General features: G+C 61.1%; 22 protein-coding genes. 9 read left to right on the forward strand and 13 right to left on the reverse strand.

Features of this window, described 5'->3' with window-relative positions; genetic code table 11:
• The first annotated feature begins 2 nt into the window (after positions 1 to 2).
• Positions 3 to 1,604 carry an L-lactate permease gene (locus DESPR_RS07220; RefSeq protein ID WP_015724146.1) on the forward strand — a complete coding sequence of 534 codons (1,602 nt, stop codon included), beginning with the start codon at positions 3 to 5 and terminating at the stop codon, positions 1,602 to 1,604.
• A 45-nt stretch (positions 1,605 to 1,649) separates the two neighbouring features.
• Positions 1,650 to 3,824 (forward strand): Tex family protein, encoded by a 2,175-nt coding sequence (locus DESPR_RS07225; RefSeq protein WP_015724147.1) that lies wholly within the window; start codon positions 1,650 to 1,652, stop codon positions 3,822 to 3,824.
• Here DESPR_RS07225 and DESPR_RS07230 read toward each other — a convergent pair.
• From DESPR_RS07230 to DESPR_RS07285, 12 genes are all read right to left on the reverse strand, one after another.
• Positions 3,821 to 4,477, reverse strand: a complete 657-nt coding sequence (locus DESPR_RS07230; protein WP_015724148.1) for a lactate utilization protein — start codon at positions 4,475 to 4,477, stop codon at positions 3,821 to 3,823. The two genes, DESPR_RS07225 and DESPR_RS07230, sit on opposite strands and share 4 nt — an antisense overlap.
• Positions 4,478 to 4,534: 57 nt before the next feature.
• Positions 4,535 to 5,656, reverse strand: a complete 1,122-nt coding sequence (locus DESPR_RS07235) for an Lcl C-terminal domain-containing protein (RefSeq protein ID WP_015724149.1) — start codon at positions 5,654 to 5,656, stop codon at positions 4,535 to 4,537.
• Positions 5,604 to 6,158, reverse strand: coding sequence for a hemerythrin domain-containing protein (locus DESPR_RS07240; RefSeq protein WP_015724150.1), 555 nt, complete (start codon positions 6,156 to 6,158; stop codon positions 5,604 to 5,606). Before DESPR_RS07240 ends, DESPR_RS07235 begins: the two co-directional genes overlap by 53 nt.
• Positions 6,142 to 6,561, reverse strand: a complete 420-nt coding sequence (locus DESPR_RS07245) for a DUF488 domain-containing protein (protein ID WP_015724151.1) — start codon at positions 6,559 to 6,561, stop codon at positions 6,142 to 6,144. The genes DESPR_RS07240 and DESPR_RS07245 overlap by 17 nt, the downstream gene beginning before the upstream one ends.
• Before the next feature lie 6 nt (positions 6,562 to 6,567).
• Entirely contained in the window at positions 6,568 to 7,746 is a 1,179-nt protein-coding gene (locus DESPR_RS07250; RefSeq protein ID WP_015724152.1) for an FprA family A-type flavoprotein, read from the reverse strand.
• A gap of 79 nt (positions 7,747 to 7,825) precedes the next feature.
• The gene (locus tag DESPR_RS07255) at positions 7,826 to 8,260 is read right to left on the reverse strand and encodes a PAS domain-containing protein (protein WP_015724153.1); all 435 of its coding nucleotides are present in this window, start codon (positions 8,258 to 8,260) and stop codon (positions 7,826 to 7,828) included.
• 185 nt (positions 8,261 to 8,445) lie between these two features.
• The gene (locus DESPR_RS07260; protein WP_015724154.1) at positions 8,446 to 8,640 is read right to left on the reverse strand and encodes a ferredoxin; all 195 of its coding nucleotides are present in this window, start codon (positions 8,638 to 8,640) and stop codon (positions 8,446 to 8,448) included.
• 78 nt (positions 8,641 to 8,718) lie between these two features.
• Positions 8,719 to 10,347, reverse strand: a complete 1,629-nt coding sequence (hcp, locus tag DESPR_RS07265) for a hydroxylamine reductase (RefSeq protein WP_015724155.1) — start codon at positions 10,345 to 10,347, stop codon at positions 8,719 to 8,721.
• A 148-nt stretch (positions 10,348 to 10,495) separates the two neighbouring features.
• Positions 10,496 to 11,035 (reverse strand): HPP family protein, encoded by a 540-nt coding sequence (locus DESPR_RS07270; RefSeq protein ID WP_015724156.1) that lies wholly within the window; start codon positions 11,033 to 11,035, stop codon positions 10,496 to 10,498.
• Between the two features lie 9 nt (positions 11,036 to 11,044).
• A complete protein-coding gene (locus DESPR_RS07275; RefSeq protein ID WP_015724157.1) occupies positions 11,045 to 11,650 on the reverse strand; it encodes a CBS domain-containing protein in 606 nt (201 codons plus the stop codon).
• Positions 11,651 to 11,907: 257 nt separating this feature from the next.
• Entirely contained in the window at positions 11,908 to 12,951 is a 1,044-nt protein-coding gene (locus tag DESPR_RS07280; RefSeq protein ID WP_043769826.1) for a TIGR02285 family protein, read from the reverse strand.
• Positions 12,899 to 13,573 carry a hypothetical protein gene (locus tag DESPR_RS07285; RefSeq protein ID WP_015724159.1) on the reverse strand — a complete coding sequence of 225 codons (675 nt, stop codon included), beginning with the start codon at positions 13,571 to 13,573 and terminating at the stop codon, positions 12,899 to 12,901. The genes DESPR_RS07280 and DESPR_RS07285 overlap by 53 nt, the downstream gene beginning before the upstream one ends.
• Positions 13,574 to 13,815: 242 nt before the next feature.
• Here DESPR_RS07285 and DESPR_RS07290 point away from each other — a divergent pair, with 242 nt between their 5' ends.
• Positions 13,816 to 14,148 (forward strand): hypothetical protein, encoded by a 333-nt coding sequence (locus DESPR_RS07290; protein WP_015724160.1) that lies wholly within the window; start codon positions 13,816 to 13,818, stop codon positions 14,146 to 14,148.
• A gap of 57 nt (positions 14,149 to 14,205) precedes the next feature.
• On the opposite strand, the gene DESPR_RS07295 is transcribed toward DESPR_RS07290, so the two are convergent.
• A complete protein-coding gene (locus DESPR_RS07295) occupies positions 14,206 to 15,333 on the reverse strand; it encodes a hypothetical protein (RefSeq protein ID WP_015724161.1) in 1,128 nt (375 codons plus the stop codon).
• A 295-nt stretch (positions 15,334 to 15,628) separates the two neighbouring features.
• On the opposite strand from DESPR_RS07295, the gene DESPR_RS07305 reads away from it, so the two are divergent.
• From DESPR_RS07305 to DESPR_RS18470, 6 genes are all read left to right on the forward strand, one after another.
• Positions 15,629 to 16,168 (forward strand): metal-dependent transcriptional regulator, encoded by a 540-nt coding sequence (locus tag DESPR_RS07305; RefSeq protein WP_245529494.1) that lies wholly within the window; start codon positions 15,629 to 15,631, stop codon positions 16,166 to 16,168.
• Positions 16,152 to 17,141, forward strand: a complete 990-nt coding sequence (locus DESPR_RS07310; protein WP_015724163.1) for an alpha/beta hydrolase — start codon at positions 16,152 to 16,154, stop codon at positions 17,139 to 17,141. The genes DESPR_RS07305 and DESPR_RS07310 overlap by 17 nt, the downstream gene beginning before the upstream one ends.
• On the forward strand, positions 17,138 to 17,632 hold the full coding sequence (locus tag DESPR_RS07315) for a deoxycytidylate deaminase (protein ID WP_015724164.1): 495 nt from the start codon (positions 17,138 to 17,140) through the stop codon (positions 17,630 to 17,632). Before DESPR_RS07310 ends, DESPR_RS07315 begins: the two co-directional genes overlap by 4 nt.
• Before the next feature lie 97 nt (positions 17,633 to 17,729).
• Complete coding sequence (locus DESPR_RS07320; RefSeq protein WP_015724165.1) at positions 17,730 to 18,965, forward strand: DEAD/DEAH box helicase; 1,236 nt, start codon at positions 17,730 to 17,732, stop codon at positions 18,963 to 18,965.
• A 131-nt stretch (positions 18,966 to 19,096) separates the two neighbouring features.
• A complete protein-coding gene (locus DESPR_RS07325; RefSeq protein ID WP_015724166.1) occupies positions 19,097 to 19,471 on the forward strand; it encodes a YidH family protein in 375 nt (124 codons plus the stop codon).
• Between the two features lie 96 nt (positions 19,472 to 19,567).
• On the forward strand, positions 19,568 to 19,714 hold the full coding sequence (locus DESPR_RS18470; RefSeq protein ID WP_015724167.1) for a hypothetical protein: 147 nt from the start codon (positions 19,568 to 19,570) through the stop codon (positions 19,712 to 19,714).
• Positions 19,715 to 19,717: the final 3 nt, after the last annotated feature.

The following is a 19,717-nucleotide window of genomic DNA, read 5'->3' on the forward strand; positions in this document are numbered from 1 at the left end:
CCATGTCCCCCCTGTTGTTGACCCTGCTGCCCATTGCCGTCATTCTCATCCTTCTTCTGTTCTATCGCAAGGCCGCCGACATCAGCGGCGTCATCGGCTGGCTGGTGATCTCGCTGGTCGCCTGGGCCGGATTTCACACCTCGGTCGAGGTCATTCTTCGCTCGACCGCGGCCGGTCTCATTCGCTCCTTTTCCGTGTCGTTGATCGTGGCCACCTCCTTGCTGCAGATGGCCATCATGGAGCGAACCGGGGCGCTGCGGCGGATCACCATTTTCATCAAGACCATTGCCAGCGGCAACCGGGCGGTGCAGATCATGATGATCAACATTGGCTTCGGCACCCTGATGGTGGCCGTCGGCGCCACCCCTGTCTCGATTCTGCCGCCGATTCTGGTGGCCATGGGATACTCCACCTATGTGGCCATTGCCCTGCCGGCCATTGGCTACGATTCGCTGTGCACCTACGCCCTGTTGGGCGCCCCACTTGTGGTTTTTGTCGATATCGCCAACCATTTTTTGGGCAACGGGCATGAGATTGCCCTCCACCAGGCCGGCATGATCTTTGCCCATTTTCTGCCGCTGGTGTCGACCCTGATCGGCTTTTGCATGCTGTGGATCGCCGGCCGCTGGAAGGCGGTGCGCCGGGGATGGCTCCCTTGCCTGATCAGCGGCGCTGTGATCGGTGTCGTCTCCTCCTTCACCAACCGCTACGACAACCTGGTGGTGGTGACCGGGGTGCTCTGCGGCATGGCGGTTATTGTGGCCATGGGCGTTTATCTGCTGGTCACCGGGCGGCCGATTCTCGATCGGCGGCATCTGACGGCCGAGGAACTCGCCTTGGCCAAACGGTATCCGCTGTGGCGGGCGGTCATGCCGTGGGCCATGCTCGTCGTCCTGATCCTGGTGCTCAATGTGCCGCAGGATCTATTCAACTGGCTGTACCGGACCATGAAACTGCCCATCATGGGGCTGACAGCCGATGGCCGGCCGCTGGACACCCGGGCGCTCTGGCAGGCCTACACCTGGATCCTGGTCAGCACCCTGTTGGCGCTTCCCTTTTTGCGGGCCACCGGCGGACAGCTCCGCGAGGCACTGGCGATCTGGCTCAAGCGGGCGCCGCGGCCGGTCTTTGCCGCCGCCATCTTTTTCGCGATCGGCGAGATCATGAACATGTCGGGTTATGACATGGCCACCCGGACCTATGCCGTGCCGAGCATGGTCAAGGTGCTGGCCGATAATTCGGCGGCACTGTTTCAGGGGGCCTACGGCCAGGTGGTCGCCTTTATCGGTCTGTTTGGCGGATTTCTGACCGGCAGCGAGGCCTCGACCATTGCCATGTTTGCCAAATACACCATGTCCACCGCCCGGAATCTGAACCTTTCCCTGGATGGCTTGCTCATCGTCACCGCCGGACTGGCGTTTGGCGGCGGGCTTGCCAGCGTGGTTTCGCCGGCAAAGCTGCAGAACGCGGCCGCCTCCATCGACCGGATCGGTGACGAAGGCGTGGTGATCAGGGTTGCCTTTGTCTTTGCTCTCCTGCTGACGCTGATCACCTCTGTGTTTGTGGTGCTGCTCCTTTTGGTGAAAGGACAGTACGCCGCATGACGAAGCTGAAATATCTCGCCTCCGTGGCTTTTGGATTGTTTACCCATGCACTGCTACCCAAAGACCATCGCCGATGAACTCGGCATACGACCCGCGCAGGTGGAGACCGTTGCCGCCCTGCTCGATGATGGCGCGACCATTCCGTTCATCGCCCGCTATCGCAAGGAGGCCACGGGGTGCCTCGATGAGCTGCAACTCGCCGCGATTCGCGATCGGCGGATCGAATTGGCCGAGGTGGACAAGCGGCGCTCGGCCATTCTCGCTTCCCTGGACGAGCGGGGAATCCTGGATGCGGCCTTGCGCCAGGCCGTCAACGCCGCCGCTGATCTGGCCGCCCTTGAAGATATCTATCTGCCATATCGGCCCAAGCGAAGAACCCGGGCGCAGATCGCCAGGGAAAAGGGCCTGGAGCCCCTGGCAGCACTGCTCCATGGTCAGAAGACGCAACCCATCGAGGTTGAAGCCTTTGTCAACCCCGAACAGGAGGTGGCCACGGTCGAGGAGGCGTTGAGTGGTGCCCGCGACATCATCGCCGAATGGATCAGTGAAGATGCCGCCATCCGTGCCCGGCTCCGGGACATTTTTCGGCATAAAGCCGTGATCACCTCGACCGTGGTCAAGAACCAGGAAGAAAGCGGCGCTACGTTCAGGGATTATTTTCAGTGGCGGGAACCCGTGGGCAAGGCGGCCGGCCATCGGCTGCTGGCCATGTTCCGGGGGGAACAGGCAAAGGTGTTGAGTCTTTCCTTTCGTCCCCCTGAAAACGAGGCGTTGACGATCCTGCATCGCTGTGTTGTCCGTGCCAATGGCTTTGCCGGCCAGCAGGTGACCCTGGCTGTTGACGACAGTTACAAGCGGTTGCTCGCTCCCTCGCTGGAAAATGAACTGCGGACGCAGCTGAAGAAACAGGCTGACCAGGAGGCGATCGCGGTGTTTGCCGACAACCTCCGCGAATTGTTGCTCGCCCCGCCCCTGGGACAAAAGCGGACCATGGCCCTGGATCCCGGGTTTCGCACCGGCGCGAAGCTGGTTTGTCTGGGCGAACAGGGCCAATTGCTCGATTGGACCACCATTTACCCCACGCTTTCCCGCGCGCAGCAGGAGGAAGCGGCGCAAACCGTGCTCCGGCTCTGCCGTCGCTACCGCATCGAGGCCATTGCCATCGGCAACGGCACGGCGAGCCGCGAGACCGAAGCCTTTGTCCGCGGCCTGGACCTGCCGTCAGAGGTGGTGGTCACCCTGGTCGATGAACGCGGCGCTTCCGTGTATTCCGCTTCCGAGGTCGCCCGCGCCGAATTTCCCGACCACGATATCACGGTGCGGGGCGCCGTTTCCATTGGCCGGCGGCTACAGGACCCGTTGGCCGAACTGGTCAAGCTCGATCCGAAGGCCATAGGCGTGGGGCAGTATCAGCACGATGTTCAGCAGAAAGCGCTCAAACAGAGCCTCGATGACGTGGTCGTCAGCTGCGTGAACAGGGTTGGCGTCGAGGTGAACAGTGCCAGCAAGGAGTTGCTTGCCTATGTCTCCGGGTTGGGGGGAACCCTGGCGGCCAACATCCTTGCCTACCGTCGGGAAAAGGGGCCGTTCACCGACCGGCGGCAACTGTTGCACGTACCCCGGCTCGGCAGGAAGGCCTTTGAGCAGTGCGCCGGTTTCTTGCGCATCCACGACGCCGCAAATCCCCTGGATCGCTCGGGGGTGCATCCCGAACGCTACGGCATCGTCGAACAAATGGCCAGGGAGTGCGGCTGTACGATCTCCGCGCTGATGGAAGAGGAACACCGGCGCCAACGCATCCAGCTCGATCGGTATGTCCAGGACGGGATCGGGCTGCCGACCCTGGAGGATATTCTAGCCGAACTCGGCAAACCGGGCCGCGATCCGCGACGATCCTTTGCCGCCTTTGCCTTTGCTCCGGGAATCGAGCGGCTGGAGGATTTGCGGGAGGGCATGCGCCTGCCCGGTATCGTCACCAATGTGACCAAGTTCGGTGCTTTTGTGGATATCGGCGTTCATCAGGACGGCCTTGTCCATATCAGTCAGTTGGCCGACCGGTATGTCAAGGATCCGGCGGAAGTGGTCAAGGTCCGCCAGCAGGTGCAGGTGCGCGTGCTGGAGGTGGATGTCAAGCGAAGGCGGATCGGGTTGTCGCTGCGCGCCACCCCTGCCGATCTGTCGAGCGTGACGGATTCATCGAGAACAAACGATAATGGTTAGAGCCCGAGGTCCTCGTTGACCAGAATGATCTTGATCCTGCCTTTGGGGTGGGATTTCTGGGTAATGGTCCAGGTGTTGCAAATGCGGTCCGGACTGTTGCAATCCATGCAGAAGGAGGTTTTGACGCACGGCATTTTCCAGCCAGTGTGGCGGATGGCGTTCATCGGCGCGCTGTAGGACTTGATCCGGTCCATGGCGTGCTGCACGGTTTGCACCAGCTTGTTGCGGCCGATGACCAGGACCACCGTCCGTGGGCCGAAGGTGATCGCGCCGACCCGGTTGCCGATCATGTCCAGGTTGACCAGTTCCCCTGTTTCGGTCACCGCGTTGGTGCCGGTGAGGAACAGATCCACCAGCAGGGCCTGCCGCCGCCGCTCGATCAGTTCTTCTCGCGGCACGCCCGGGGCAAAGGTCTCGATCAGGTTGATGGAGGGCATTTGCCGCAGCGCATCGAGGATGGCGGTGGCGTGCAGGCTCATCGAGTCCGCCCAGGAGGCGGATCGGACGGTCAGCTTCGGCAAGATGGCATCGAGAAAGAGCGTTCTCGCCTCGTCGCAATGTTGGGCGATGAAGACCTCGAAATGATTCTTTTCCAGGGCGCTCTTGCACTGGGCGAGCCGCAGCTGCCAAAAAGCGGTTTGCCAGGTATCCATGGTATTCCTTGTGATCCGGTTCTGTTTAAGGGGTGTGGTCGAAATGGCGTCTGGCACTCATGGTGTGCCGGCGGCAAGACCAACCGGCCAGACGGCAAAGGTCTTGCCGGGTTTGTAACCAACCCCGCAGGCTCCCTTGCCGAGATACAGCACCCAGGCCCAGTCGGTTTCAAAAAAGCTGGTGGTGGAGGACCAATAACCATCCTCCAGTCCGGTGAAGGGATGGTCGGCGGGCAGGGCAGGGGAACAGGCAGCGCAGTCCACCAGGGAAGCCAGTTCGTTGATGGTCGGCAACCGCCATTGCCGTCCGTCGCCGGCACGCTCCCGCTTCCAGGCGGCAACCGACTCAAGGGCCTGTTGCCAGGCAATCGGCTCTCCCCGCAGATCGGCATGTTTCGCCCACCACAGGTTGGTCAGGTGATCGTGCACCACCTCCCCGGCAACACTAAATCGGGGAATGGGCCAGGGGGCTCCGAGGCGCAAGGCACCGTCCTGGCCGCTGCCGCTCCCGTTCATTTCCCGGCCCTGGACATCAAAACAGCGCCGCTGCCCGGTTTGGGGAAGCAGCCCGTTGCCTGTTCCACGCACCGGCCAGAACAAAGAGGCTTGGTCCTTGCGACTGTAAAACATCCGCGCCCCTTCGAGATGCACGGCCCAGGCATAGGCCGGATTGATGGCGGCGGTGGTCGATGACCAGTACCAGCCGAGAAAAGGGTGAACAAAGGGGTGGTCCTCGGGCAGGGCCGGCTTTTTCGCCTGATAGCTCATCAGGCTGCGCAACTCGTTGCGGTTGGGCAGGCGCCAGTCCCCATGCCCGCCATACTGTTGCCGATTCAACTCGTCGATCTGTTCAAAGGCCTCCAGCCAGGTGCAGGGAAAACCGCCGATAGTGGCATCGAGCGTCCAGGTCAGGCCGGTCAGTTGATCGACCGCCACATCGCCCCGCACGGTGAAGCGGGGTGACGGCCACGGCGCGCCCCGGAGAAATTCGCCGTCCTGGCCGCTGCCGGAACAGTCGATCTCCTGACCGCTTGCGTTGTAACAACGGGTCTGGCCGGTGTGCAGCACATGCAGCATGTCGTTCGAGGCGTTAGCGCGGGAAATGGGCGGAATGCCGGTTTCGCTGTCAGCGCAGGTACAGCCGAACCATCTGTTCGAGAAAGGCGTGGAACTGCTCATGGGTGCCCTGGCCGATTCGCTCCTCTTCCAAGCGCTCAAAGGCCTGAAAAAGTTCCGCGTCCTTGTTGCCGTCCAGCTTGTCGGCCGCCAACACGAACAGGACCGAATTTTCCTTGTCGATATGCTGAAGCAAAAGTGTTTGGTATTCCTCGGCTATCGACGCGAAGGCTGCCTTGGCCGCGGCATCGCCTGCGCGCAGCGCGCTCAAGGCCTCTTGCATGCCGACGACCAGCACCCGCCCGCGCGCATGTTCGTTCAACATAACGCCGATCGGACCGCCTTCCCGGGGGACACCGACCGCCTCCAGGGCAGGAAAGAGATACTCTTCTTCCTTCCCGTGGTGGCAGTGATCGACGAACACGGTGAAAAACTCCATCATGCGGTCGAGATGGGCCTGCTCGACCGGCTCGTTGGCGCCCAGTTTGCGCCCAAGGACGCCGAGCACCTGCAACATCAGCTGAATACCGTGATGTTCCTTGCGCAATTCATCGGTCGCTTGCATCGTCTTCTCCTTTGGTGTCGGTGTTTGCTCGAAACAGCAGATACTCCTTCAAGGCAACGGCCTGATTGTGCTGGATGTCCCGCGCGGCGAAGAGCAGGGTGAGTCCCCGCTCCCTGGCCAGTTCGAGCAGAAGGTTGGTTATCTCGGGTTTGGCACGCAGCTCGGCTGTGTAGCGGGCCTTGAACTCTTCCCATTTATCTGGGTCGTGATGGAACCATGTGCGCAGCTGATCGCTGGGTGCAACCTCGCGCAGCCACTGATCCGCCTTGAGCTTGTCCCTTCCGACGCCCCGCGGCCAGACGCGGTCCACCAGAACACGTACCCCGTCGTCCGGTCCAACGGGATCGTATACCCGCTTGAGGGTGATACGCGGTTTGGGATGATCGATCGGCGCTTGAGGCATTGGTGGTCAGCGGAAACCGTTTGCCCGATGGTTCTGGGCAATGGCCTCGGCCAAGCGGTCGAGGGCGGCAAAGGCCTCCTGGTCGGGCATCCCCTTGCACAGCACCGGGTCCAGGACCTCCACTTTAAGGTTGCCAATCATGCCGGCCAGGGTTTCCACGGTCTTGCCGCCCCAGCCATAGGAACCGATAACGGACAGATAACGCGCCTTGGGGCGCAAGGCATTGGCCAGGAAGGTGGCATGGGCCGCAAGCGGGTGCGGTCCAGCCAGAACGGTTGGGGTGCCAACGACAATGGTGGCCGCGTCGATCAGGGCCATGGCCAGTTTGCCGATGTCGCTGACCGCCAGGTTGAACAGTTCGACGCGAACGTTTCGGGCGACCAGGGCCGCTGTCAGGTAATCGACCATGCTCCGGGTGCTGCCGTGCATGGACACAAAGGGCAGAACCACCAGGTTGTGGGGCGGATGCTGGACCCAGTCGCGATAGGCCTCGAGGATCCAGGCCGGTTGGTCGTAGAGTTGCCCATGACTCGGGGCAATCATGTCCACGGCGTAATCGCTCAGTTTGTCCAGGTTTTTGGCGATGATCGCGCGAAAGGGCAGCATGATCTCGCCAAAGTACCGCTTCGCCGCCTCATAGACCCGGCCTTGGTCGGTGACGAACAGGTCGCTGGCGGCGATGTGGGACCCGAAGAAGTCGCAGCTGAACAGAATCCGATCTTCCTCCAGATAGGTGACCATGGTTTCCGGCCAGTGGACCCAGGGCGTATGGAGAAAACGCAGCGTTTTGCCGCCGAGCGACAGGGTCTCGCCGTCGGCAACGGCGACAATGACATCTTCGGCCAGGTGGAGGTGCTCCATGAGCAGGGTCTTGGCCTTGGCGGTGGCGAGCACCTTGGCCTGGGGAAACCGCTGGAGCAGCAGGGGGATGGTGCCGGAGTGGTCTTGCTCGGTGTGATGGGAAACGATGAAATCGATCGTGGCGACATCCCGCAGCTGGTGCAGCAAGATATCTGCCATGGCGGGATCGACCGCGTCCAGCAGCACGGTCTTGTCGCTGCCTTGGATCAGGTAGGCGTTGTAGGAGGTGCCGTCGGGAAGCGGAATAAGGGAGTCGAACAGGCGCCGGTCCCAATCGACCGCGCCCAGCCAATAGATGTTGTCCTTGATTAGTCGTTTGTCCACGGTTTCACCTCATGATGTGAATGGAAAATGAAAAAACGGCAAAGGGACCGCACGTCCGGCACCGGACAAGAAACAGCGTCTATGCGGCCGGGTCGGGAGCCCCGCTCTCGCAGGCCGCGAGGCGTTGCTTCAGCTCCTTTTCCCGTTGCCAGCGCACTGTCACATCCCGCATGATCGAGGCGCATCCCTCCAAATCGCCCTGGGCATCGCGCAGCAGCACGATACTGAATTCCAGCGACAGACGGCTGCCGTCCTTGCGAACACCCGGAGAGGTCAGCAGTCCGGTGGTGTATTTCGTCCGGCCGGAGGCCATGACCCGGTAGTACCCTTCCCAGTGACGGGCGCGCAGCTTCTCGGGAATGATGAGGTCCAGAGACTGCCCCCGGGCCTCGGCGGCGGTATGGCCAAACATCTGTTCGGCGCCATGATTCCAGAACCGGATTGTGCCGTCGCGGTCGGCAATGAGGATCGCGTCCGGAGCGTGGTCGAGCAGTTGCTGAAACAGGTGGTCCATGGTTCGTCCCCGAAGTAGGTTGTTCAAGCGGGATGAGAAGGGCCGGAAAAACAGGCGACCTGCCCGGTGAAAACCTTGGCGGTGTCCATGGTCTTCCGGCGAAAACGCGCCAGGCGGTTCCCCATGGACGGGGTGCGGCCTGGCGTGCCGACAGGTGAGGTTGCCCCAGCGGCATCGATGGGCGGTTAGTCCTCCTCGTTGCTGATGCAGCTGGCCGGGCAGGAGGCTATCGCCTCGTCGATGCAGTCTTGGTTGCCTCCCTCGGGAGTGGTGACGTAGGCCTTGTTATCCTCGTCATTCATGGCAAATACATCCGGGCACAGTTCCACGCAAGCGCCACAGCCGAGACATTCTTCCTGATCGATTTTTACCTGCTTCATGCTGGTTCTCCATTGGATGGGAATTGATGAGGGAGGGCCATGGTGCCACCGCAGCCCTCCGGGATGCTCCGAACAAGATCAGCCAAGGATGGTCTTGAGATCCGCCTCCGGGGTATCGATGGGTTTGATGTTGAAGGTATCCACCAGGAACTGGAGCACGGCCGGGGTGATGAAGGCCGGCAGCGACGGTCCAAGGCGGATGTCCTTGACGCCAAGGTACAGCAGGGTGAGGAGAATGGCCACCGCCTTCTGCTCGTACCAGGAGAGCACCATCGACAGCGGCAGGTCGTTGACGCCGCAGTCAAAGGCCTTGGCCAGGGCCACGGCGATCTGGATGGCCGAGTAGGCGTCGTTGCACTGGCCCACGTCCAAGAGGCGCGGGATGCCGCCGATGTCGCCCATCTGCTTGTCAAAGAAGCGGAACTTGCCGCAGGCGAGCGTCAGCACCACGCAGTCCTTGGGCACCTGCTCGACAAAGCGGGTGAAGTAGTCGCGGCCGGGCTTGGCGCCGTCGCAGCCGCCCACCAGGAAGAAGTGGCGGATGGCCTTGGATTTCACCGCCTCGATCACCTTGTCGGCCACACCGAGCACCGCGTTGCGGCCAAAACCGACCAGCACCTGGCCGTTGTCGACGTCATCGGTGAACCCCGGCATGGCCAGGGCCATGGCCACCACCGGCGAATAATCCTTGTCGCTGATGTGCTTGACGCCCGGCCAGCCGACCAGGCCGTTGGTGAACACCCGGTCCTTGTAGACCTCGCTCGGCTTCTGGATGCAGTTGGTGGTGAACAGGATCGGTCCCGGAAAGGTGGGGAACTCTTTTTGCTGATTCTGCCAGGCGGTGCCGAAGTGGCCGTAAAAATGGGGATATTTCTTCAGCTCCGGATAGCCGTGACAGGGCAGCATCTCGCCGTGGGTGTAGATGTCGATGCCCTTGCCCTCGGTCTGCTGCAACAGCAGTTCCAGGTCGTGGAGGTCGTGGCCGGTGATGAGGATGCACTTGTTCTTGCGATGGCCGAGCGGCACCGGGGTGGGCACCGGATGACCATAGGTGCCGGTGTTGCCGGCATCGAGCAGCTCCATGGCCTTGAGGTTGATCTCGCCGGCCTTCATGGCCACGGGCACGCACTGCTCGACGGTCAGTCCCTGGGCCAGGAGCGCGGTCAGGGCCTCGTAGCAGAAGGCGGCCACGGCCGGATCGGTTTGGCCGAGGATGGCGGCGTGATCGGCATAGGCGGCGATGCCCTTGAGGCCGTAGAGCAGGGTCTGCTTGAGCGAGCGGATGTTGACGTCGCTATCCAGGGATTCGATCAGATTCAGGGCCTTGCCCTGGGCGGCCAGTTCGGCGACCGTGCCGGCCGGGATGAAGGTGGCGGGTGCCTCGGTGAACTCGGTGGTGCCGCCGGCAATCCCCACCTTGGCCTTCATGGCCTCGCGCAGCTCGACCGCCCGCTGGATCAGGGCGACAAAGCGTTCCGGATCGAAATCGACGTTGGTCAGGGTGGAAAAGATGGCCTCAAAGGTAAACAGGTCGGTGGCCTGGTCGACAATGCCCAGTTTCCGTCCTTCGTGGGCATAGAGGGCCAGCCCCTGGAGGGCATGGATCAGCAGATCCTGTAGATCGGCAACCTCCTCGTTCTTGCCGCATACCCCGGCGATGTTGCATCCGATCCCCTTGGCCGTCTGTTCACACTGGTTACAAAACATGGCACTCCTCCTTGTTTGGTTGTGTTGCTCTCTTCGTCCCTCTTGGCCGACCGCGGCTTGTTGCCGCTGGTTCTATGGTAAGGGTTTTCTGCTCTCTCTCAATGAAATAATGGGCAAAAAAACAAAAACAGCGGCGGTGACATGGTCTTCACCGCCAAAAATCCGGATATTTGCGTGTTTTGGGAATATTGTTGATCAGCAGGGCGATGATCAGCATGATGCAGGCGCCCACAGCGGCCGGCATGACTACATAGAGATAGCCCAGCCGATGGACGCTGTCGCCGCCGATCACCGCGATCAGGGCGGTGGCGCCGCCAGGTGGATGCAGGGTCCGGGTGAGATGCATGAGGGCGATCGAGGTGGACACTGCAACCGCCGCCGCCAGCCAAGGCGTGCCGCCGAGCAGTTTATAAGCGGTCACACCGATAAGCGCCGACAGCACATGGCCGCCGAGCAGGTTGCGCGGCTGCGCCAGGGGGCTGCGGACAGCGCCGTAGATGAGCACGGCCGAAGCGCCGAACGAGCCGATGAGCAGGGTCAATCCCTGCGGATCGACAAGCCGGTGGTGCACAAGGGCCACCACCGCGATGCCGAGAAAACTACCGATCCATGACCAGCATACCTCGCCCAGGCTCACCCGGGGCGGGTTTTGCCCCTTGTTGCCGCGCATTTTGTGCAGATAGTTCATGGCGATCCTCTAGCGGGTGAGACAGTAGGATTGGACGAGATCGGTGCGGGTGACGATCCCGATGGGCCGTCCTTCGGCATCGACAATCGGCAGGCGGTTGATCCGCCGGTCGACGAACAGGGCGGCGATGGCGCCCATGGTGATTTCCAGCCCGGCGGTAATCGCTGGCGCGGTCATGATTTCGCGCACGCAATGGTTGCGCAGTGACATGGCCATGCAGCCCTTATGGGTCAGGCAGTGGGCGACAATCTGCATGAAGGTCAAGGGCGTCCCCATCCCCATCCTCGCAAGAAAATCCTTCTCCGAAAGCACGCCGGCCACCTTGCCCTCGGCATTGACCACCGGGGCACCGGAAAAGCCCTTGTCCGCCAGAAAGGTGGCCGCTTGGATCAGGTCCATGTCCTCGCTCACACACTGGGCTGGACAGACCATGATGTCCTGGGCGCGCAACGACTCCCTGAGCCGCCGCAGCGCATGGTTGTAGGCGACCTGAAAAACCTCGCGAAAATCCCCGGTGCTGATGTCGATGTAGCCCTGGATCTCTTTCATGGCGGCGAGCACGTCGGCATCGGCCAGCTCGATGGTGGTGCAGCAGGCTGCGGGTGGATGACTCATGGGCAGTTCCTCGATTGCGGTGGTGGGATGATATGTTCCATATCCTGTTCGAGTTGGACACAGGATGCGGTCTTGGTACCGCGTAACGGGGCGCTTGCAATTGACCTAGGTCAATTTTTCAGCAAATTTGTGGAGCCGGCGCGATCTGGCGGCCTCTCCGAGCCTCCGGCAGCGGGTGTTCAGAGGGGTGCCCGAAGCCGCAGAATCGATCGGGATGAGCATTGTATCCCTGTGGCCGCCGGCGCGACAAGGCGCGTTTAAGGGATGGTGCGGAGAAAGACCTGCTGGTAAAGATGGCGATAACGTTGCTTGCTGTTGGCGTCCAACCATCGTTCATAGGCCTGCCGATATCGTTCGCTGGGTCGCTCCTGGATAAGGATGGCGTTGATTTTGTCGATAACCGCCTTTCCCCATTCGGTTTTTGCACATCCCACGGCGCACATCCAGCCCTCGTACCCTTGTTGATTTTCCTCGATCAGCAGGGTGGCGAGCTGTTCCCGCAGTCCGAGCTGTTCCGCCTGATACAGGGCCTCGTCGGGCAGACCGATCAGGCCGTCGAGGCGATCGCGCATCAGCATGGCGAAGAAATTGGGCGGAAGTTTCTGCCCCGTGAAGAGCAGCAGATTCTCCCTCTGGCCATGGGCCTTGAGCACAGCATCGACGCTGGTGCCATAGGACCGGTCCTTGCTGAATCCAATAGCCAGATCCGGATTGCCGAGCACGGCATCAAGGCTGATGCGCGGTCCGCCGCCGAACCGCGCCAGTTTGTCCTTGCGGACGATCAGCGCCGCAGGCATGGTCAAAAAGGTGGGAATGGAAAAATGCATGAACGCTTCGCGCTCTGGGGTCCGGTAAAGCCCGACCATGCAGACGTGTTCGCCCTTCTCGAAGGCGCTGAAACGACGGATCGCGTTGGTGACCATTTCCTGGTGGTCATACTCGGGCAGACGTTGTCGAAGGATCGCGCTGACCACGTCGCCGTAGCCTTGGTTGCGGTCTATTCCTTCCTGGATGAGAAAGGGCGGCATGTCGACTTCCATCCAGGTGATCGTGTCCCGGGCACCGGCTGGAAAGGGCAGGGCGAAGACAAGGGCGACGAGCGTCATGGCGAGAAGGTTGGCGGCTCGCCACGACACCCATGGGCAAAACCGGCTGGCGGAGGTCCGCTGGCCAACGGTTCGCATCCCGCAGGCGCAGCTTTCCAGGGGATGGCGCGGAAGCCGGGCGCTGCGAACCGGCAGGCAATGATTATCGATGCCGGCCACCGCCCCGTCGGTCATCGCCCCGCCGGTCATGATCATGACGTTTGCCGTTGTCCCGGTATTCCTTGTGCACATAGACCTTTTTGGGCGGTTTGTGCTTGTATTTCTTGTATTCGTAGTATCGCGGCTCGTGAACGATGACCGGCGGCGGGGGCGCAACCACTCGGCGAGGATGGTACTGGCGGTGGCGCGGCACATACACCTCGTTGTACCAGCCGTCGTCAATGAAATAGACCGGCCGGCCGCAGGCGCCATAGCGGTCGCAGTACCTGTACCACTGTTTGACATGACCGGGCGGCACCCGCAGGTAGATCGGCGGATACCAGGTGGTGACCCGCCGGACAACGATCGGTTCCTCATAGATCAGCCGGGGGGCGGGATAGCCGCCGATATCGATGCGGCCGTAGAACCCTGGTTCGCCCACGCTGATGGAAACACCGGCATGGACCGTTCCCACCATCGTCATCAACTGGATGATCGCACAAAAAAGGATTGCCAATACTACGTTCATGATGCTCTCCCTGACGGCAATGCCGTCAATGGTGTTGATCTCGGGTCCCGGCAGTCTGCGGGAGACAAGGGCTTCCGCGAGGTGCCGCCTGCGAACATCAAGCGGCGCGGGACGGCAGGTGACTCTCCCCTGCGGCTCCGTTTGGTTCATGAAACAACTCGTTGAAAACGAATGATTGAAAAGTGAATATAGTCCATCTCCCACCCGTCGCATAGGAAAAACGGCGGGGAACGGCGGGCCGCGGCGGTCAGTGGCCGGATGTGGTATTGGCCTCGCACGACGTTTGCCGACCTTCGTCCTTGGCCGGCTGGGCTGCCTGTGGTATAGAACACCGCCTGGACAATGGGGAAGCAGTTGACAAGGGGCGATACGCACAACCAAGGAGAACGTCTATGGAAATAACAAAGATTGTGGTGACCGACCTGATCATGGCCGGCGGTCTGTTCGCGGAAGAGGGGTATGACGTCGAGCAGAGCGCCGACAATCTGGCCGATCTCAAGGGGCAGATTATTGTTGGGTTCCTCGAAGAGGTCTATCCCGGCGTGGAAGTCTACGCCGACATCGCCATCCAGCGGAAAGCGGGACAGACGCGTCCCTTGGAAGTGCTGGCCTATTCCGAGACCAAGGAGATCGTGCCGAGTGTTTCCGCAGCTCTTCGGGAGCAGCTGGAGCGGCGTATTGCCGAGGCTTCGGCCGATCTGGCCTGGGCCGTGCGTCAGGAATAGCCGGCAGGAGGCGCGTGGCCCAGGCTGAACGGAGGCCTTCCGTTCGTGGGAGGACCGTCAAAATTCAAATCCGATCTTGGTGGTGATCCCGTATCCTTCGTCCTCGCCCATCCCCTTATCGGTCGAATATTCCTTGTCGAGGTAATATTCGAGGGTAAAGGTGGTGGTGTCGCGCAGCACCATGGACGCCCTGGTTTTGTACCGTTCCTCGGGAAGATACAGTTGCAGTGCGTCCGATGACTTCAGATAGCCGACGGCCAGGGTTGTCTCCCTGTGCAGCAATTCGGTGGAATACGCCAGTTCGCTGTTCCAGGCAATGGGGTCGGTTTCGCCATTGGTCACGGCCAGATCCGCCGGTCCGACCTCGGAATCGATGGCCCGCAGGTAGCCGCCGGTCAGGGTGAAATCGCGGTAACTCGCTCCAAGGGTGAGATTGACTCCAGACACGCTGTCGGTGGTGTCGTCATCCCCAATCAGGGCCATTCCCTTGGTGTCGGCGATATCCTGAATCCAGGTGACGCCGGCATTGACCGTGGCTTTGTCATCCATTCGGTAACGATAGGCAAAGGGCGACTCGGTCCTGCCGCCGGTGCCGCTGTCGGCATGGACAGCCGAGGACCGACTGGGGTTACCGCTTTCCAGGAGGGAAGTGGTCAGTGACGGCGACACATCGTCCGCGCTCAGCCGCAGGGGACCCGGAACCAGCGGCGAGAAAAAATTACCGTAAAAGGGGTCGTATGTCCCGGCGTCGAGGTCGAGTGGTTGGATCTCGATGACATTTTGCCAGGAATCGACCCATTGCGCCCAATAAACCTCGCCGCGTTCGATCCGGTCACCTCCCAATTGGGCCCAGACCCACAACAGCCGCTTGTCGGTAAACAGACAACCAAAGTGCGCCAGATCAAAGGGGCTGGCTTCAATATCCCCGGCAATGGTCCGTGCCAGGCTGTCATCCAGGAGTTGCTGGCCGAGAAGAACAAAGGGGCTGATGGTGTTTCCACCTCTTTTTTTGGCGGAATGGGCACGGGGTTGCTTCGGGGAGCCGGTGCCGCGCTTATGGCGCGCATTGCCGACCTGTTGCTCTTTCCCTGTCGCGGTCGCGGCCAGCGAGGGACAGGGGAGGAGAAGGCACAACAACCCGGCGATGGTTGTCGCGGCCAGGATGTGATGCGGTCGGATGGCCATCAACGTTCGACAGGGAGTGGGTGTGGGACGACAACAAGGAGCCGCGTCCAAGGTGGCATGCTCATAACGCAGTAAAATATAAACATGACGACCAGAATGCAAGCTATCCCATGCATGCTCCTGTCCGCCGATTTTTGCGGACGGTCTTGATCCGCGTGTTGAAAGCGTATCTCCGGCGCGGCGGCGATCTTCTTCCGGATTTTGTTGCCTTTCAGACCGCTCAGCGGGACTTCCTGGCGTTATGGGGTAGCCAAATGTATCAAGTTGCTGTATGGAACGAGAGCAAGTATTTTGCATGACCATAAGGCCCATGATGAACGAGCAGACACAACTCAGTGCCAGCCAGGAAGATTACCTGGAGGCTGTGTACCATATCGCCAGCGAAAAAAAGGTGGCCCGCGCCAAGGACATCGCCAAACGGCTCGATGTTCGCGCCTCCTCGGTGACCAACGCGCTGCGCGTCCTCTCCTCGCTCGGCCTGATCAATTACGCGCCCTATGACCTGATCACCCTGACCGATGCCGGGTTGACGGCGGCCAGGGAAATTGTCGGCCGGCACGAGGCCTTGGCCAATTTCTTGGTCATCGTCTTGGGGGTCGATCCGGTCGAGGCCGATCAGGCTGCCTGCAAGATGGAACATTCGGTGCCCAAACCCATTGTCAATCGCTTGATTCAGTATGCCGAATACATCAGCCACTGTCCGCGTGGCGGCATCACCTGGGATTCGGGATTCGGCTACTACTGCAAAACAGGCTGCGCCCCCGGTCAGTGCGAGCGCTCGCGACCCGGCGTTGTTCCGTCCCACCCCAAGCCTCCGGATGGCAAACCAACCTGAAGGCCGCTGGAACGCCTGCCTGCTCTGCCTGTTGATCCTGGCCGGCATGCTGGTGCATGGCTGCGACGACGACCACCACAACAATCTCAAAGAAAATTCTCCCGCAAAACAAATCAGTATGGATCATCCTGAAATCATGCAACTCCTGTTTCGCCCGATTCAGGTGGCGAAAAACACCCCACCCGAAGGGGCAATCGACATCGACGTGCCGGTCGCCGACGGCGTCACCATTGCCTGCCGGCTGTATGGCCACGCCCCTTCGTCCTCGACCCTGATCTTTTTTCACGGCAACGGCGAAATCATTCCCGATTACGATGAAATTGGCCCCTCTTACGTCCGCGAGGGGCTCAATTTCCTGGTCGCCGAGTATCGCGGCTACGGCTGGAGCACCGGCACCCCCCTGACCAGCACCCTGCTGCCGGACAGCAATGCGGTGTTTCTCTTTTTGACACAATGGCTCAAACAGCAGGGCTACACCGGCGCTCTGTTTGTCATGGGCCGTTCCCTGGGAAGCGCCAGTGCCATCGACGTGGCGGTCAATCACAGCGACGAGCTCACCGGGCTGATCATCGAATCCGGTTTTGCCAAAACCCTGCCGCTGGCCAAAATGCTGGGGGTCGATCTGGCGGTCATGGGCATCACCGAGGAGCAGGGGTTCAACAACAGCGGCAAGATCGCCCGGTTCACCAAGCCCACCTTCATCCTCCACGGCCAGTACGACCAGCTGATCCCCCTGTGGCAGGCCGAAACCCTGCAGGCGGAGAGCGGCGCCAAAAACAAGGAGTTGCAGATCGTGCCGGGCGCGGACCACAATTCGCTCATTGCCGTGGCCGGGCCGCTCTACTTCCAGGCGATTCGTAAATTCGTCGACAAGGCCGCCGGCACCGCCCCGGACTGGCGTGAGCGGCGGCGGCAGTTCAAGGCGCAGCAGGCCGCACGCCAGGCGCAACAGGCCGCCGGAAATACGCCATGACCAGCAAACGGACCGATTACCTGTCCTGGGACGAATACTTCATGGCCGTGGCCATCCTTTCCGGCCACCGGTCCAAGGACCCCAACACCCAGGTGGGGGCCTGCGTGGCCAACAGCCAGAACAAGATCGTCGGCGTCGGCTACAACGGCTTTCCCTGGGGCTGCTCGGACGACGAACTGCCCTGGTCCCGGGAAGGCAGCTATCTGGATACCAAGTATCCCTATGTGTGCCATGCCGAACTCAACGCGGTGCTCAACTCGATCACCTACGACTTGCGCGATTGCCGGCTGTATGTGGCTCTTTTTCCGTGCAACGAGTGCACCAAGGTCATTATTCAGGCCGGCATCCGCGAGATAATCTATCTTTCCGACAAGTACAAGGAGAGCGATTCGGTGCTGGCGTCGAAGATCATGTTGGACAAATCCAACACCACCTATCGCCAATTTTTTCCGTCGCGGGATTCGGTGCTGCTCAAATTCAGCGTCGACTGATATTGCCGACTGCGGCGCGATCCTTGTCCGGATGCGCCGCCACGGCCCCGACGTACCGTACCCGCCATTTTTTTGTCAATATCAACCAAGGAACCGAATGCAATTTGAACAACTGGCTCTGCCAGAACCCCTCGGCAAGGGTATTGCCGAAGCAGGATTCACCGAATGTACGCCCATCCAGGAACTGACCCTTCCCCTCACCCTCGGCGGCAAGGACGTGGCCGGCCGCGGCCAGACCGGCACCGGCAAGACCGCCGCCTTTCTCATCACCCTGTTTGACCGGCTGCTGAAAAACAATCCGCCCGCAAGCCCGAATCCTCGCGCCCTGATCCTGGCCCCGACCCGCGAGCTGGTGGTGCAGATCCATCAGGATGCGCTGCTATTGGGCAAGCACTGCGGCTTTTCCATCCAGGCGGCGTACGGCGGGGTGGACTACAACAAACAGCGCGAGGCCCTGCGCACCGGGGTCGATGTCCTGATCGGCACCCCCGGTCGGTTGATCGATTTTCTCAAACAGAAGATCTACACCCTTGCTGATATCGAGATGCTGGTCATCGACGAGGCCGATCGCATGTTCGACCTGGGGTTCATCGGCGACCTGCGCTTTCTCCTCCGCCGGCTGCCGGCCTTTGACAAGCGCCAAAATCTGATGTTCTCCGCCACCCTCAACCATCGGGTGATGGAACTGGCCTACGAGTTCATGAACATGCCCGAGAAGGTCAGTGTCAGCGGCGACAGCATGACCGCAGACAAGATCGAGGAGATTCTCTTCCACGTTTCCAGCAAGGAGAAGTTTCCTCTCCTGCTCGGCTTGCTGCGTCGCGAGGGCATGGAACGGACCATGATTTTCGTCAACACCAAGCGCGAGGGCGAGCGGCTGCAGGCCCGGTTGATGGCCAACGACCACCCCTGCCGCCTGATCTCCGGCGATGTGGCCCAGGAAAAACGTTTGCGGATCATGCGCGATTTCAAGGCGGGCAAGCTGCCGATGCTGATCGCCACCGACGTGGCCTCGCGCGGGCTGCACATCGAGGGGGTGTCGCATGTGATCAACTACGATTTGCCCGAGGACTGCGAGGACTACGTGCACCGCATCGGCCGCACGGCCCGGGCCGGAGCCGAAGGCAAGGCCATCTCCCTGGCCGACGAGACCGGGGTGCTTTCCCTGGAAGCCATCGAGGAATACATCGGCCACCCGATCCCCACCGAGTGGGCCGAGGACGAACTGTTTGTCATCGACTACAAGCATCCACCGAGAACGGCTCGCAGAAACACGAAACCCGTGAACACGACGCCCAGGGGAGGGAAGGCCCGCTCGGGCAGGCGGCGTTGAGCGGACAGGACAAGGCCGCGCTGAAGCGCGAGGTGCACGACTCCTGTTCACATCCATCCTGAAAGGCCTGTGAACAGGATCAGGCGCACGACCACACATCCCCCCATCCCCTTAACGCACAGGAGGCCTGGATGTCCGTTTTGAAAGATCCCAGAGTGTTTTTTGCAGCGGAGCGGACGTTGCTGGCCTGGACCCGCACCTCGCTCACCCTGATGGCCTTTGGTTTCGTGGTGGAACGGTTCGGACTCTTCCTCACCACGATCCTGCCCCGGTCCGAGGAAACGTTTCAGCGCGACCTCTCGTTTTGGATCGGCCTTTCGTTCATCCTCCTCGGCTCGTTGACCTCTGCCATGGCGGTCTGGCAGTACAGGAAAATCCTGCGGACGCTCAATCCCGAAGAAATTCCGACCGGCTATCTGACCAGTCTGGGCGCCTGGGCCAACCAGATCGTGGCCGTCCTCGGTCTGGCCCTGACCGTGTATCTCTTCCGGGGTTCAATGGTATGATTTTCACGCCGGGAATTTTTCAAGGCCGAAGAGGTTGAAGGGAAACCCACTCGCCTGCCGACTCGTGTGAGCCTGGCGCATGACCGGAGAGCTTCCATGGTTATTGAATGCCCGTTGTCGGGCGTGATTGCCCGCTGGTTTGCAGGGTCAGAGCGAGCGTCGGCCCACAAGTACAGCTGGCCCAAGATCATGAACACCCGCCACGGGCATGTGCAGGGTTTCAATGCCCGGGCGATGATGTGACGG

Origin of the sequence: Desulfobulbus propionicus DSM 2032 (assembly GCF_000186885.1) — a bacterium.
GTDB classification, from domain to species: Bacteria; Desulfobacterota; Desulfobulbia; order Desulfobulbales; family Desulfobulbaceae; genus Desulfobulbus; species Desulfobulbus propionicus.

What these genes read in the sequence shown, in the direction of transcription:
- DESPR_RS07220 (WP_015724146.1), top strand. Translation starts at nt 3, where the DNA reads ATGTCCCCCCTGTTGTTGACCCTGCTGCCCATTGCCGTCATTCTCATC.
- DESPR_RS07225 (WP_015724147.1), top strand. Translation starts at nt 1,650, where the DNA reads ATGCACTGCTACCCAAAGACCATCGCCGATGAACTCGGCATACGACCC.
- DESPR_RS07230 (WP_015724148.1), bottom strand. Translation starts at nt 4,477, where the DNA reads ATGGATACCTGGCAAACCGCTTTTTGGCAGCTGCGGCTCGCCCAGTGC.
- DESPR_RS07235 (WP_015724149.1), bottom strand. Translation starts at nt 5,656, where the DNA reads ATGAGCAGTTCCACGCCTTTCTCGAACAGATGGTTCGGCTGTACCTGC.
- DESPR_RS07240 (WP_015724150.1), bottom strand. Translation starts at nt 6,158, where the DNA reads ATGCAAGCGACCGATGAATTGCGCAAGGAACATCACGGTATTCAGCTG.
- DESPR_RS07245 (WP_015724151.1), bottom strand. Translation starts at nt 6,561, where the DNA reads ATGCCTCAAGCGCCGATCGATCATCCCAAACCGCGTATCACCCTCAAG.
- DESPR_RS07255 (WP_015724153.1), bottom strand. Translation starts at nt 8,260, where the DNA reads ATGGACCACCTGTTTCAGCAACTGCTCGACCACGCTCCGGACGCGATC.
- DESPR_RS07260 (WP_015724154.1), bottom strand. Translation starts at nt 8,640, where the DNA reads ATGAAGCAGGTAAAAATCGATCAGGAAGAATGTCTCGGCTGTGGCGCT.
- hcp (WP_015724155.1), bottom strand. Translation starts at nt 10,347, where the DNA reads ATGTTTTGTAACCAGTGTGAACAGACGGCCAAGGGGATCGGATGCAAC.
- DESPR_RS07270 (WP_015724156.1), bottom strand. Translation starts at nt 11,035, where the DNA reads ATGAACTATCTGCACAAAATGCGCGGCAACAAGGGGCAAAACCCGCCC.
- DESPR_RS07275 (WP_015724157.1), bottom strand. Translation starts at nt 11,650, where the DNA reads ATGAGTCATCCACCCGCAGCCTGCTGCACCACCATCGAGCTGGCCGAT.
- DESPR_RS07280 (WP_043769826.1), bottom strand. Translation starts at nt 12,951, where the DNA reads ATGATCATGACCGGCGGGGCGATGACCGACGGGGCGGTGGCCGGCATC.
- DESPR_RS07285 (WP_015724159.1), bottom strand. Translation starts at nt 13,573, where the DNA reads ATGAACCAAACGGAGCCGCAGGGGAGAGTCACCTGCCGTCCCGCGCCG.
- DESPR_RS07290 (WP_015724160.1), top strand. Translation starts at nt 13,816, where the DNA reads ATGGAAATAACAAAGATTGTGGTGACCGACCTGATCATGGCCGGCGGT.
- DESPR_RS07295 (WP_015724161.1), bottom strand. Translation starts at nt 15,333, where the DNA reads ATGGCCATCCGACCGCATCACATCCTGGCCGCGACAACCATCGCCGGG.
- DESPR_RS07305 (WP_245529494.1), top strand. Translation starts at nt 15,629, where the DNA reads ATGACCATAAGGCCCATGATGAACGAGCAGACACAACTCAGTGCCAGC.
- DESPR_RS07310 (WP_015724163.1), top strand. Translation starts at nt 16,152, where the DNA reads ATGGCAAACCAACCTGAAGGCCGCTGGAACGCCTGCCTGCTCTGCCTG.
- DESPR_RS07315 (WP_015724164.1), top strand. Translation starts at nt 17,138, where the DNA reads ATGACCAGCAAACGGACCGATTACCTGTCCTGGGACGAATACTTCATG.
- DESPR_RS07320 (WP_015724165.1), top strand. Translation starts at nt 17,730, where the DNA reads ATGCAATTTGAACAACTGGCTCTGCCAGAACCCCTCGGCAAGGGTATT.
- DESPR_RS07325 (WP_015724166.1), top strand. Translation starts at nt 19,097, where the DNA reads ATGTCCGTTTTGAAAGATCCCAGAGTGTTTTTTGCAGCGGAGCGGACG.
- DESPR_RS18470 (WP_015724167.1), top strand. Translation starts at nt 19,568, where the DNA reads ATGGTTATTGAATGCCCGTTGTCGGGCGTGATTGCCCGCTGGTTTGCA.